Annotated in this window: 12 protein-coding genes; 11 read left to right on the forward strand and 1 reads right to left on the reverse strand. The window is 68.6% G+C overall.

The features are described 5' to 3' along the window. Positions 1 to 31 precede the first annotated feature (31 nt). The 11 genes from RVX_RS16740 to RVX_RS16790 all read left to right on the forward strand — a co-directional run bounded on the left by RVX_RS16740 (position 32) and on the right by RVX_RS16790 (position 12,690). Positions 32 to 2,605 (forward strand): TonB-dependent receptor plug domain-containing protein, encoded by a 2,574-nt coding sequence (locus tag RVX_RS16740; RefSeq protein WP_116307551.1) that lies wholly within the window; start codon positions 32 to 34, stop codon positions 2,603 to 2,605. A gap of 61 nt (positions 2,606 to 2,666) precedes the next feature. Further along, positions 2,667 to 4,508, forward strand: coding sequence for an extracellular solute-binding protein (locus RVX_RS16745; protein WP_420192388.1), 1,842 nt, complete (start codon positions 2,667 to 2,669; stop codon positions 4,506 to 4,508). 29 nt (positions 4,509 to 4,537) lie between these two features. Beyond that, on the forward strand, positions 4,538 to 5,647 hold the full coding sequence (gene yejB / locus RVX_RS16750) for a microcin C ABC transporter permease YejB (protein WP_116307840.1): 1,110 nt from the start codon (positions 4,538 to 4,540) through the stop codon (positions 5,645 to 5,647). After that, positions 5,644 to 6,723 carry an ABC transporter permease gene (locus RVX_RS16755; RefSeq protein WP_116307547.1) on the forward strand — a complete coding sequence of 360 codons (1,080 nt, stop codon included), beginning with the start codon at positions 5,644 to 5,646 and terminating at the stop codon, positions 6,721 to 6,723. Before yejB ends, RVX_RS16755 begins: the two co-directional genes overlap by 4 nt. Continuing rightward, complete coding sequence (locus RVX_RS16760; RefSeq protein ID WP_116307545.1) at positions 6,720 to 8,405, forward strand: ABC transporter ATP-binding protein; 1,686 nt, start codon at positions 6,720 to 6,722, stop codon at positions 8,403 to 8,405. The genes RVX_RS16755 and RVX_RS16760 overlap by 4 nt, the downstream gene beginning before the upstream one ends. A 55-nt stretch (positions 8,406 to 8,460) precedes the next feature. After that, complete coding sequence (locus tag RVX_RS16765; RefSeq protein ID WP_116307543.1) at positions 8,461 to 9,174, forward strand: MotA/TolQ/ExbB proton channel family protein; 714 nt, start codon at positions 8,461 to 8,463, stop codon at positions 9,172 to 9,174. Beyond that, positions 9,158 to 9,598: a biopolymer transporter ExbD gene (locus RVX_RS16770; protein ID WP_116307541.1), complete on the forward strand. Its 441-nt coding sequence runs from the start codon at positions 9,158 to 9,160 to the stop codon at positions 9,596 to 9,598. The genes RVX_RS16765 and RVX_RS16770 overlap by 17 nt, the downstream gene beginning before the upstream one ends. A 116-nt stretch (positions 9,599 to 9,714) precedes the next feature. Continuing rightward, positions 9,715 to 10,518 carry an energy transducer TonB gene (locus RVX_RS16775; protein WP_116307539.1) on the forward strand — a complete coding sequence of 268 codons (804 nt, stop codon included), beginning with the start codon at positions 9,715 to 9,717 and terminating at the stop codon, positions 10,516 to 10,518. A 188-nt stretch (positions 10,519 to 10,706) separates the two neighbouring features. Further along, positions 10,707 to 11,102, forward strand: a complete 396-nt coding sequence (locus RVX_RS16780) for a hypothetical protein (protein ID WP_116307537.1) — start codon at positions 10,707 to 10,709, stop codon at positions 11,100 to 11,102. Positions 11,103 to 11,235: 133 nt separating this feature from the next. Further along, complete coding sequence (locus RVX_RS16785; protein ID WP_116307535.1) at positions 11,236 to 11,553, forward strand: hypothetical protein; 318 nt, start codon at positions 11,236 to 11,238, stop codon at positions 11,551 to 11,553. A 120-nt stretch (positions 11,554 to 11,673) separates the two neighbouring features. After that, positions 11,674 to 12,690 carry a DMT family transporter gene (locus RVX_RS16790; protein WP_216362354.1) on the forward strand — a complete coding sequence of 339 codons (1,017 nt, stop codon included), beginning with the start codon at positions 11,674 to 11,676 and terminating at the stop codon, positions 12,688 to 12,690. 265 nt (positions 12,691 to 12,955) lie between these two features. On the opposite strand, the gene RVX_RS16795 is transcribed toward RVX_RS16790, so the two are convergent. Next, the gene (locus tag RVX_RS16795) at positions 12,956 to 13,561 is read right to left on the reverse strand and encodes a bacterioferritin (protein ID WP_116307533.1); all 606 of its coding nucleotides are present in this window, start codon (positions 13,559 to 13,561) and stop codon (positions 12,956 to 12,958) included. Positions 13,562 to 13,729 lie beyond the last annotated feature (168 nt).

Genomic DNA, 13,729 nt, shown 5'->3' on the forward strand with positions numbered 1-13,729 from the left:
AAATAACATCCGTTTTCAAGAGGAGGAAACCATGAAACGCATCCCCGCGCTGGCGCTGGCCGTGCTGCTCGCCCTTCCGGGCGCGGCCTTCGCCGCCGAGGCCCCGAGCATGGAGGACATGCCCGGCGTCACGGCCCCGTCCGGTTCGCCGGGCGAAAACGCCACCAACCGCAATGCCACGATGCGGAACGGGACCCTGCACAACGCCACGGCGGCACAGGCCGACGATTCGGGCGTGTACCGGCTGGACCCTCTGAAGGTCACCGGCGAGCAGGAGCAGATGGGCAAGGTGGTGCTGGACGGCAAGCTGGTGAACAGCCTGCCCTCGCCGGGCAGGACAATCAACGACGCCTTGCGCACCCAGTCCGACGTGCAGTTCGACGAAAGCGCCTATTCCAGCATGCAGGGTGGCGAAATCCGCCCGCCGCGCGTCTCCATCGCGGGCAGCCGCCCTTATGAAAACAGCTACCTGATCGATGGCATCAGCACCGAAAACCGGCTCGACCCTTCCGGCGAGGACGAAACCACCGCCGACGGCACGGCCCCCACGGGCGAGGCTCAGTCGTTCTACATCGACACGGATCTTTTGGACAACATCACCCTGTTCAAGAACAACATACCGGCCGAATACGGCGGCTTCACCGGCGGCGTGGTCAGCGCCGACATCAAGAAACCTCGCACCGATGGCTGGCACGGCTTCTTCAAATACCGGCACACCCGCAACAACTGGGCGGAAATCAAGACCGAGGACAGCGAGGATCTGGACAGTTCATCGACCAGCGTGGACGAGCAGATATTCTTCCAGCGCCATGACACATCAATGGCGCTGGAAGGCCCCATCAATGACAACCTGGCCATCCTGCTGAACTACAGCATCAAGCATTCGATCATTCCGCTGAACACCACATGGGGCGACACCAAGAACCAGTACCGGACCAACGAGAACTTCCTGACCAAACTCGCCCTGACGCCCGATGACAGCCCCTTCGAGGGCACACTGACCCTCGGTTACGCCCCGTATTCCCGCGAAATGTACGTGGCCCTGCGCCGCGACAGCGAATTCGACGTGACCGGTGGCGGTTTCATTTCCGCCCTTGAGGGCACCTACGACTTCGGCCCCGTGTCGTGGAAGAACACGCTCGGCTTCACACGCTACGAATTGTCCCGCTACGGCAGCGGTGAGGAAAACTACACCTGGCGGCGCGCCTCCACCACCGGACAGGCCAGCCAGTACGCCACGTGGGCCAGCAATACCACCTACGCCATGGAAGGCTCGTTCGGCGACTACGAGCAGATGCAGGACGAGATCACCTGGAAGTCCGTACTGGAAGGCGATTCGTTCGAAACGGCCTTCTTGTCGCACGTGCTACAAACCGGTGTGGAGTTGAGAAACACGCGAGTAGCTACCGACGTAACCGGAAGCAAGTCATACTCCAGCCCCATCTTCCCCACCTCCGCCGCGCAGCAGGCATGGATCAACGCGGCTGACGGCGCCATCGCCGGGGAACAGTACGCATCGCGCCTGGCGGTGCTTGATCCGTACTCGCGCGAAACCTCGGCCAACGCCCTTGCCTGGTTCGGGCAGGACACCATCAAACTCGGGCGGCTCACCCTGCGGCCCGGCCTGCGCGTTTCCTACGACGATGTGAGCGGCAACGTGGACCCGGCGTGGCGTTCCATGGCCGACCTCGACGTGTTCGACGACGACGTGTTCCACCTCATCGGCGGGTACAACCGCTACTACGGCACGCAGATCCTCACCTACGCCCTGCGCCAGACCCAGGGCTACGACAGGTACTCGCGCACGCTCAGCGCCTCGGGCCTCAGCGACTGGACCCAGTACCAGACGGGCAGCAACAGTTATTACAACCTCGGCGACCTCAAGACCCCCTACGCCGATGAATTGACCGGCGGATTCACCCTGCGGCTGTGGGACATCCTGTTCGGCATGCGCGTGGAAGAACGCGAGCACCGCGACCAGATCCGCACGAAGACGGAAGACGACGGCACGAAAGTGCTCTTCAACGGTGGCGAGTCCGATTACTGGGGCATCACCTGGGAGGCGGAACGCGCTTTCACCAACACCCCTGTTGGCGACCATACCCTGAAAATCGGCATCACCCGGTCGCACACCAAGACAGACGGGACCGACTTCGACAGTTCATTTCTGGAAGGTGACACCTCCAGCGCCGTGGAGTGGGAAACCGTATACTTCAACGGCGCGCTCATTCCCCGCTCCAACCTGCCCGCGGGCAACTACAACCGCCCGTGGATAGGCACCCTGACCCACACCGGAAGTTTCTATGAGAACTACCTGCGCTGGTTCAACATCCTTCGCTACAAAGGGCCCGGAAAATCCCTCGTAAGCGACGGCTACTACTACGATGCGGACGGGCTGCGCTACAACGCCTACGAAGTGAAGACCTTCGGGGACAGCGTGACCATAGACACGGCTGTCGAATGGGACGTGTTCCGCAAGGAAGAACACACCCTCACACTGACGCTCGAAATCACCAACCTGCTCGATGCATACAGCCGGACGGACACCGACGGCGGCTACATCATGGGCCGCCAGTACTACGCCGGTTTCAAGTACTCGTTCTGACGCCATACGGCGAAGCGGCACGGGCGCGCCAGCGCGCCCGGCCGCCTTCGCGGAGAACACGATGACGCAATGTCTGCGCCGTTTCGCGGGGGCCCTGGCCCTCTGCCTGTTCTGGGCCACCGCCGCCGTGGCCGGGCAGCCCGTGCCTGCCCTGACCATTTCCGGCGCGCCCGGCCTGCCCGCCGACTTCGCCCACCTGCCCCATGTACGCCCGGACGCCCCCAAGGGGGGCACCCTGCGCATGGGCAGCATCGGCACATTCGACAGCTTTCACCCGTTCATCATGCGCGGCATGCCTGCGGCCCAGATTTCACTCACGTACGAAACCCTGGGCGAATCGAACCGCAACGAAGACTTCGCCATCTACGGGCTGTTGGCGAACAGCTTCGAACTGGCCCCCGACCGCACTTGGCTGATCTGCCGCCTGCATCCCGAGGCCCGCTTCAGCGACGGCAAACCCGTGACCGCCGACGACGTGGCTTTCACCTTCCGTGCCCTGGTGGAGCACGGCTCCCCCTTCTACCGCGACTACTACGCGCAGGTGGCTGGCGTGGACGTGCTGGATGCGCATGCGGTGCGATTCCGATTTGCCACGCGCGACAACCCCGAACTGCCCGTAATCGTGGCGCAACTGCCCGTGCTGCCCGCCCACTGGTGGCAGGGGCGCGATTTTTCCGCACCGCAGCGCGAGGCCGCGCCCGGCAGCGGTCCATACCGGGTGCGCGAACACCGCCCCGGCGCCAGCATCACCTACGAACGCGTGCCCGGCTGGTGGGGAGAGCGCCTGTCCATCAACAGGGGGCGCTACAATTTCGACGCGGTGCGCTGCGACTACTACCGCGACGTCACCGTGGCCCGGCAGGCCTTCCTGGGCGGCGAATTCGACCTGTGGTCCGAAAGCACCATCAAGGACTGGGCGGAATCCTACGATGTCCCCGCGGTGCGCGACGGGCGCATCGTCCGCGAGGAAATACCCCACGGCCGCACCGAGGGCATGTCCGGGTTCATCTTCAACACCCGGCAGCCCCGGTTCGCCGACGCGCGAGTGCGCAGGGCCGTGGCCATGGCCTTCGATTTTGAATGGACCAACAAGGCCCTGTTCCACGGGGCCTACCTGCGCTGCCCCAGCTATTTCACCAACTCGGAATTCGCTGCGCCGCCCCTGCCTGGCGAAGGCGAGCTGGCCCTGCTCGAACCGTTGCGGGACAAACTGGACCCGGCCGTGTTCGGCGAGATTTCCCGTCCCACCGCCGGAGACGGCAGCGGCGACATCCGCCCCCGCCTGCGCGAGGCCCTGGCCCTGCTGCGCGGGGCGGGTTGGGATCTGCGCGACGGCGTGCTGCGCAATGCCCGGGGCGAACAATTGCGCTTCACCCTGCTGCTGTCGTCCAAGGGACTGGAGCGGGTTGTCCTGCCCTACCGCCGCAATCTGGAACGGATGGGCATCGCCATGGACGTGCAGGTCGCCGACCAGACGCAGTACGTGGCGCGCATCCGCGCCTTCGACTTCGACATGATGTACGCCACGCTCCGCCAGTCCAACAGCCCGGGCAACGAGCAGCGTTCCTTCTGGACCTCGGCGGCCGCCGAACGCCCCGGCTCGCGCAACTACGCGGGCATCCGTGATGCCGCGGTGGACGCGCTGGTGGAGCGCATCGTGGCCGCGCCCGACCGGACAACGCTGACGGATGCGGTTCGCGCGCTCGACCGTGTCCTGCTGCACGGCGCCTACGTGGTGCCCGGCTGGTACAGCGACAAGCTGCGCGTGGCCCACTGGAAGACACGGGTGGCGCACCCGGCCACCCCGCCCAGGGGCGGCATGGACGTGCACACGTGGTGGGCAACCGATGCGAACCCTGCCCCCGGCGAAGGCACCACACCCCATACGGAGGCGGCGCGATGAAGACCACAGCCCGCGTCCCGTCGTCCGGCATGGCGGCCTACATCCTGCGACGCCTGCTGCTGGTGCTGCCCACGCTGCTCGGCATCATCACCGTGAACTTCTTCGTGGTGCAGCTTGCGCCGGGCGGCCCCGTCGAACAGTACATCGCCAGGCTGGAAAACGGCGGCGCAGGCTACATGGAACGCATCGGAGCGGCTCCCGCCAATGACGGCACGCATGCCGCAACCACGCAAACAGACGGATCGGCTCCAACCTACCGGGGTGCCGCCGGGCTCAGCCCGCAAGCCGTGGAGGCCGTGCGCAAGCAGTACGGCTTCGACCGCCCCATCGGCGAACGCTATCTGACCATGCTGGGCGACTTTGCCCTGTTCCGCTTCGGCGACAGCCTGTTCAAGGGGCGCGGCGTGCTGGAACTGGTGGGCGAAGCCATGCCCGTTTCGCTGTCGCTGGGGCTGTGGAGCACCCTGATCATCTACGCCGTGTCCATTCCCCTGGGCATGGCCCGGGCAGTGCGGCGAGGCAGCCGGTTCGACACCGCCTCGGGCGTGGCGGTCATCGCGGCGCATGCCATACCAGCCTTCCTGCTGGCCGTGCTGCTGGTGGTGCTGTTTGCCGGGGGCAGCTATTTCAAGTGGTTTCCCCTGCGCGGCCTGACATCGCCCCACTTCGCCGAACTTTCGGCCATGGGCAAGATGGCGGACTACGCCCACCACATGGTGCTGCCCATCGGCTCCATGGTCATCGGCGGGTTCGCGGGGCTCACGGCCCTCACCCGCAACGCCTTCCTTGACGAACTGGGCAAGGCCTACGTGGAAACGGCCCTGGCCAAGGGGCTGTCGCGCAAGGCGGTGCTGTGGCGGCACGTATTCCGCAACGCCATGCTGCTGGTCATCAGCGGCCTTCCCGCCGCCTTCGTACGGGTGTTCTTTACCGGGGCGCTGCTCATCGAGACCATCTTCTCGCTCAACGGCCTTGGCCTGCTGGGCTTCGAGGCGGCCATGCAGCGCGACTACCCGGTGATGTTCGCCACCCTGTACGTGTTCACGCTGATCGGTCTCGTCATGTCACTGGTGGGCGACGTGGTGTGCATGCTGGTGGACCCGCGCATAGACTTCGAACGCCGCGAGGTGTCCGCATGAGCGCCACGCGCCGCAGATGGGACGCCTTTCGGGTCAACCGCCGGGCATGGTGGTCGCTGATGCTGTTCCTGGCCATGTTCTGCGCCAGCATGGGCGCGGAATTCATCGCCAACGACCGCCCCCTGCTGGTCGTGGTCAACGGGCGGGTGTTCCTGCCCGTGCTGCGCGACCATTCCGAGCGGGAATTCGGTGGAGAATTCGACGCCCCGGCCGACTACCGCGACCCCGTGGTGGCGGATTTCATCAGCCGCAACGGGTGGGCCCTGTGGCCACCGGTGCGATTTGCCGACGCCACCATCAACTACGACGCGGGCACCTTTCCCGCGCCGCCCAGCCGCCACAACTGGCTGGGCACCGACGACCAGGGCCGCGACATACTGGCCCGGCTGCTGTACGGCTTTCGCCTGTCCGTGCTGTTCGGCCTTGCCCTGACCCTTGTAGGCGCGGCCGTGGGCATCGTGGTTGGCGCTGCCCAGGGCTTTCTTGGCGGCAAGGTGGACCTGATCGGCCAGCGGATGATGGAAATATGGTCCGGCATCCCCGTCCTGTACCTGCTGATCATCGTATCCAGCATGGTCCGGGTCACCTTCTGGACCCTGCTGGCGGTCATGCTGCTGTTCGGGTGGATGCGCCTGGTCCCGGCAGTGCGCCTGGAATTCCTGCGCGGGCGCAACCTTGACTACGTGCGCGCAGCCCGTGCCCTGGGCGTGCCGGAATGGCGCATCATGCTGCGCCATGTGCTGCCCAACGCGATGGTGGCCGTGGTCACCTACCTGCCGTTCTACCTGAACGGCTCCATCGTCACCCTGACCTCGCTCGACTTTCTCGGCTTCGGCCTGCCGCCCGGCTATCCGTCGCTGGGCGAACTGGTTTCGCAGGGGCGCGGCAACCTGCACGCCCCGTGGATAGGGTGTTCGGCCTTCGGGGTGCTGGCGGGCCTGCTGATGCTGCTGGTGTTCATCGGCGAAGGGGTGCGCGACGCCTTCGACCCCGCCGTGGCCGTACCCCGTGCGCGGCCTGACGCCCGCACGGCAAACGCCCGCAACGCGCAAGCCGCACAGGAAGGCACGGCATGATCACACCCCTGCTCGAAGTGCGCGGCCTGCGCATGGAATTCGGCACGGGTCCGGCCGCCCACCCGGTGCTGCATGGCGTGGACCTGACCCTTGAGCGCGGTCGCGTGGCCGCACTGGTGGGGGCCAGCGGTTCCGGCAAGTCGCTTACCGCCCGCGCCCTGCTGGGGTTGCTGCCCGCCGGGGCCCGCATCACCGGGGGCAGCGCGCTGTTCCACGCGGGCATGGCGGGCGGCGCGGCATCGCCCTCGCCAGCCCCGTGCGTTGATCTGCTGCGCGCGGGTGAAGCCCTGCTGCAAACGCTGCGCGGGCGGCGCATCGGCATGATCTTCCAGGATCCGCTGTCCAGCCTCAACCCGCTGCATACCGTGGAGCGCCAACTGACCGAACCGCTCGCCCTGCACCGGGGCATGCGCGGCCCGGCCGCCCGCGCACGGGCGCTGGAACTGCTGGACCTGGTGCGGCTGGACGCGCCGGAATCCCGGCTGCGCGCCTTTCCCCACCAGCTTTCGGGCGGACAGCGACAGCGCGTCGCCTTGGCCATGGCGCTGGCCAACGAACCGGACCTGCTCATCGCGGACGAGCCCACCACCGCCCTCGACACCACCGTGCAGGTGGAAATCCTGCGCCTGCTCGACGACCTGCGCGCCCGCCTGGGCATGGCCGTGCTCATCGTCAGCCACGACCTTGGCGTGGTGCGCAGCCTGGCGGACGCCATCCACGTCATGGACGACGGCCGCGTGGTGGAGGCCGCCCCGGCGCACACCCTGTTCACCGCGCCCACCCACCCGGTGACCCGCGCCCTGCTGGGGGCGGAAGGTCCGCCCGGCCCCGCGCCCCTGCCCGGCAACACCGATGGCGCGCCCGAACTGTTGCGGGCCGAGGGCCTTGGCGTTTCCTTCGCCCCGCGCGGCGGCCTGTTCCGTCGGCACCGGCCCGCGCCGCGCGCCCTTGCCGGTGTGTCGTTCCACCTGCGGCGGGGCGAATGCCTGGGGGTGGTGGGCGAAAGCGGGTCGGGCAAAAGCACGCTGGCCCTTGCCGTGCTGCGGCTGCTGGACGCCGAGGGTCGGGTGGCGCTGGACGGCCTGCCCCTGCACGACCTGCCCCCCGCGCGCCTGCGCCCGCTGCGCAGACGGATGCAGGCCGTGTTCCAGGATCCCTTCGCGTCGCTCAGCCCACGCATGACCGTGGGCGAAAGCATTGCCGAGGGGCTGGCCGTCCACGGCGTGGCCCGCGCGGAAGAACGGAGGCGACGCGCGCTGGCCTCGCTGGAAGAAGTGGGCCTGGATGCGGACTTTCTGTACCGGTACCCCGGCGAGCTCTCCGGCGGGCAATGCCAGCGGGTGGCCATCGCCCGCGCGCTGGCGCTCGAGCCGGACCTGCTGGTGCTGGACGAACCCACCTCGTCGCTGGACAGGGCGTTGCAGTTCCAGATCGTGGCGCTGCTGCGCCGGTTGCAGCAACGCCACGGCATGGCCTGTCTGTTCATCACCCACGACCTCTCGCTGGTGCGCAGTTTCTGCCACCGCATGCTGGTGCTGCGGGCGGGCCGGATAGTGGAACACGGCGCCTCGGCGGCCCTGTTCCAGAACCCCGCGTCGGACGAACTGCGGGCGCTGCTGGACGCCGCCCGGCTGTGCGACCCGACCGCACCCACCGGCCCGCCGTCCACAACGGCGGGGTGACGGCGGGCTGACCCCGGCGCGCGACTTTTCAGACAGTACCTTCAAGGAGATTCAGATGGATACCGGCATTATCGGAATGTACGCCCAAGCCACGCCCGTGGCCAAGACGGTGATGGTGGCCCTGCTCGGCATGTCCGTGGCCAGCTGGGGCATCATCTTCCGCAAGGCCCTGCTGCTGCGGGGCGCGGCCGAACGCATCGACGGCTGCATGCACCTGCTGGGCCGCATGGAAAGCCTGGAGCAGGCCATGTCCCGGTTTCGCGATTCCGGCGACAGGATGGCCTGGAGCCTGCTGCGCGCAGGGTACGACGAATATCGCCGCATGAGCGCGTGCAACGCCCCCGCCGCCCTGGTGGCCGACAACGTGCGCCGTTCGCTGCGCCACGCCGTGTCCGACGAGGGCGGGAGGCTGGGGGCCCAACTGCCCCTGCTGGCCACCACCGCCAACATCGCCCCGTTCGTTGGGCTGTTCGGCACCGTGTGGGGCATCATGGACGCCTTCCACGACCTGGCCGGGGCCAAGTCCGCCTCCATCGCCGCCGTGGCCCCGGGCATCTCCGAGGCGCTCATCGCCACCGCCGTGGGCCTTGGCGTGGCCATACCGGCGGCCATAGGCTTCAACCTGCACACCGCCGCCCTGAACAGGGTCAAGGCCCGGCTGGTGAACCTGGCGGGGGTGATCCTGAACCACGTCATGCACGACGTGGGCGCGGCGCTGGGCGGCAACGGCGCGCAACTGGCGGAGGCGGATGATGCGGGCGGCATCTGACGAGGACGGCGGCGTCGTTTCCGAGATCAACGTCACGCCCTTCGTGGACGTGATGCTGGTGCTGCTGGTGATCTTCATGATCACCGCGCCCATGATGCAGTCGGGGCTGGACGTCTCGCTGCCGCAGACCAAAACAGTGGACGCCCTGCCCACCGAAAGCGACCACGTGGTGCTGACCATCCGCGCCGACGGCAGCCTGCTGTTGGACGAGGACGCCGTGGCCGACGCGGACCTGGCCGCCTTCGCGCAGGAACGCGTGGTGACGCCGAACCGCCTGCTGTTTTTGCGCGCGGACGAGACCGTGCCCTACGGCCGGGTGGTGCGGGTGCTGGGTATGGTGCGCGCCGCCGGGGTGCAGAAAATGAACGTCATGGCCGAAGAGGAGCAGCCCGGGGGCGACCAGACGCCAGGGGCGCGGCCATGACCACACGCACGGTTGCGTCCGCATGCCGCGCGGAGGGCGGGACGAGGGGCGGCACATTCGTAGCCACTCGGGACAGCAGCGGTTCCGGAATATTCGACGGTTTCACGCTGTGGGCCGTGGTTGCGCACTGCCTGCTGGCGGCGGCGCTGCTGTTCGAGATGCCGCTGGATGCGGCCAGCGGGCTGGAAGGTGGCGGGCTTGGCGGCGGCAGCCAGATGATGGAACTTACCCTGGGCGGACCAGGCGGCAAGCGCGCGGCCCCGCCCCCGGCGGCGGTGCAGGCGAAGGACGCGGCCAGCGCGCCCACCCTCACGCCGCCACAGGCCAGGGAGGTGAAGCCCGACGCCAAGGCCGTCAGCGCCCGCAAGCGGGACAAGGCGCGCCAGCCCAAACCCGTTGAACGGCAGGCCCCGCCACCGGCTGCCGCGACGTCCCCGGCAGCGCCCCACCAGCCCGCCACCGAGGTGGACGCCCAGGGCAGCCCCACCGCGTCGGGCGAACTGGAAGGAACGGCCCCCGGCAGCGGCGGCACGGACAAAGGCGTGGCCTTCGGGGCCGGGGGCGGCACCGGGGGCGGATCATCCGGCAAATCCGGCCCCGGCGGCGAGGGATTCGGCACCGACGGGCAGGGCGGCGGCGATGGATACGACCGCAAGCCGCGCGCCCTGTACGCGCCGCGCCCCCCCTACCCGGCCGAAGCCCGCAGCAGAGGCGTGGAGGGCATGGTGGTGGTGCGCCTGCGCATCGACACCAAGGGGCGCGTGGTGTCCAGCCGCGTCGTGGGCGGCGAGGCCACCGAACTGTTCGCGGACACCACCCTTGACACCGTGGAGCGCTGGCGCTTTCGTCCCTGCGGCCGCGACGGCCGCGACGTATCCTGCGAAGTGGAGATGCCGGTGGTGTTTCAGATGGCCAGGTAACCGGGGCACCTTCACGCAGCAGGAAGCCTTGGCCCCCTATGCGGCCTTTCCCACGGATACGAGCGGGCACGAGCGGACACGTGCGGCACGTCACCGTCATCGCCGCGCCCGGCACCTGCGTGGGGCACGTTGCGCGCGGCCCTGTTTGCGGTATGGTGCTTCAACCATCCCCCGTCAGGAGGCCCGCCATGCCGCATGCGTCCCCCGACCCCGCCACCCCCCGCATCCACGGCCCCGAAGGCCCGCGACCGCGCAAGCCCCTTCTTCGCGTCCCGCGCCTTCCCCCTCCCCTCGGGCGGCTTGCGGCATGGGTTTCCGTGCTGGCCCTGCTGGCGTCGCCCGCCCTGCTCGCGGGCTGCGGCGACAAGACGCCGCCCGGAGAGACCGTGGTCATGCGGGCCTGCCGCATCTGCCACGGAGCGGAGCGCATCTGCGCGGACATCGGCAAGCTGGACCGGGCGGGCTGGGAAAAGACCGTGGACCGCATGATCACGGGCGGGGCCAACGTTGGGCCGGACGAGCGCGCCGCCGTCATCGACTGGCTGGCCACCCGCAAGCCGGGCGACAAGCCCTTGTGCCCATAGGTCCGCTGCCCCTCCCCCACGCGCTTGTCCTCATCGGCCCGCCCGATTTTCCCCTTTTCCGCATCCCCCCATTGCGCCCGGCGCGCGCCCGCGTGTATACTGGCGGCAATCCCCTTCAACCAAGGAGTTGCCCATGCCCCGCCTGTCCGCCTTCCGTGGCCGGATTCCGGCCGCCCTGCTCATCGCCGCCGCGTTCGTCGGCCTGGCCGCCCTGTCCTTCACCGCGCCAGCCAGCGCGCAGGACCCGGCGGGCACCGTCATGTCCGCCTGCTCCAAGTGCCACAACACCCAGCGCATCTGCGCCAACCTGGGCGTGAAGGACAAGACCGCCTGGAACACCACCGTCACCCGCATGATGGGCAAGGGCGCGCAGGTCAGCGAGGCCGATAAGCCCGCCGTGGTGGAATGGCTGGCCGCGCAGCAGGCTGGCGCAAAGCCCGTCTGTCAGTAACGCGACGCCTGCCCTGACGTGACGTGATGTGATGTGACGTGACGTCAGGCCCGGCGCACCGCCGCGCCGGGCCGGAGACGGCACCCTTGCCGCGCGCCCCCGTACGGCGTAGCAGGGGGCATGCCCACGCCGCAGCACGCCCCGCGCCTGTCCGCCGTCCCCGTCCTGACCCCGCGCATGCTGGCCCAAGGATCCCTGTGCGCCCTGGGCGCGGGCCTGGCCTGGGGGCTGGTGTTCATCGTGCCGCTGCTGCTGGGCGACTACCCGCCCGCCCTGCTCTCGTTCGGCCGGTACACGGCGTTCGGGGCCATCGCGCTGGTGCTGGGCCTGCGCGACCGCGTCCGGCTGCGCCAACTGGACCGGGCCGACTGGCTGCGCGCGCTGGAACTGGCCCTGACCGGCAACATCCTGTACTACCTGTGCCTTTCCGCGGCCATCCAACTTGCGGACGCGCCCCTGCCCACGGTGATCATCGGCACCCTGCCCATCATCATCGCCATCATCTCCAACCTGCGCGACCGGCGGCTGCGCTGGAGGCGGCTGGCCCCGCCGCTGGCGGCCATCGCCGCCGGGGTGCTGCTGGTGAACCGCCACGAAATCGGCCGCCTCGGCTTCGACCGGCCCATGGCCGACTACCTGACCGGCGTGGCGCTGGCCTGGGGGGCCGTGGCCTGCTGGACGTGGTATCCGCTGCGCAACAGCCAGTGGCTGGCGCAACGCCCGCACCTGGGGTCCGGGCTGTGGGCCACGGCGCAGGGGCTGGCCACCCTGCCGCCCGCGCTGCTGGGCATGGCCTGCGCCATGGCGTGGTACGCCCTTGCCGGAAACGGAGCCGTCGGCATGGCGGGCGGCGGGTTCGCCGTCCCGCTGGGCCCCCGGCCGTGGACCTTCGCGGGGCTGATGTTCACCTTGGGGCTGCTGGCCTCGTGGCTGGGCACCACCCTGTGGAACCGGGCCAGCCGCCTGCTGCCCGCCGGGCTCGCGGGGCAGCTGATGGTCTGCGAGACGCTGGCCGCCCTGACCTACGCCTATTGCTGGCGGGGCGAAGCGCCGGACCCCGGCAGCCTTGGCGGCGTGGCCCTGCTGATGGCCGGTCTGCTGCTGGGGCTGCGCGCCTTCCGGTCCGGACGGCCCTGACCCGGCGGCGTTGAGGGGCGACATCGGCAGGCGACACGGACTGGCGATATTGACGGGCGATATTGACGGGCGGCAACCCGGCCGTTCCAGCGCCCCGGCACGTGCCCCGGCCTCCTTGCCGCTTCGCCCGCCGCCCCTTGCGCTGCGGCGCGCCCCCCCTCGTCGGCCAACAAATCCGCCAGACGCGAAAACGGCGGCACGCATGCGTGCCGCCGTGTGGCGCAATGCAGGAAGACGGCCCTTGGGGCCGCAACCGCAGCCGGGGCTAGCCCGCCGCGGCGCCGCCCTTGCTGATCAGGAAGCCCTTGGTGGAAGGACCGGTGGAGGCGGAGGTGCCCGCGATCTTCGACAGGAAGGTGTCGCCCAGATTCTTCAGGTGCTCGCCCACGTTGTCGAAGTAGTTGAAGTGGGTCTGTTCCTCTTCGATGATGGTTTCGAACAGCTTCATGCTGATGCTGTCGCCGTTTTCGCGACACACCAGCAGGTACTGGTTGTAGAAGTCGATGGTGTCGTCCTCGAGCCCGGCGTCATAGGGAAATATGGTCCGCACGTCCTGGCCCTTGACCAGATCACCCGCGCGGTCGGTGCACGGTTCGCCGCCCAGTTCCTTGATGCGTTCCGCGAACATCTCGGCGTGGCGCATCTCGTCGATGGCGATGAGCTTCATGTTGGCCGCCAGTTCGCCGTAGTCCATATTGTCCAGCCCGTAGTGCTGGTTCATGTACTGGGTGATGGCGTTCAGCTCCATGGCGCGCGCCTTGTTCAGCACCTCGATGACCTTGGCCTTGCGGGCATCGCGCGGGGAGGGCGCCGCCGTGGGTTTGGCGGGCTTCGCGGGCTTGGCCTTTGCCGGTTTCGTCGCCTTGTTCATGCGTCCGCTCCTTTGCTTCGATTATGATTTTGCTGTCGCGGGGTTGGCCGCCTTGCCCCCGGCATACCACAGGCATGGCCCCGGCGCATCAATTTCGTGCGCGGGCGGCTCTGCCCGTATCCCCGTGTAGGGGGCGGGTGACGGGGCGGATCGGATTGCACCCCCGCG

It is taken from the genome of Nitratidesulfovibrio sp. HK-II, from assembly GCF_003402415.2.
Lineage (GTDB): Bacteria > Desulfobacterota > Desulfovibrionia > Desulfovibrionales > Desulfovibrionaceae > Cupidesulfovibrio.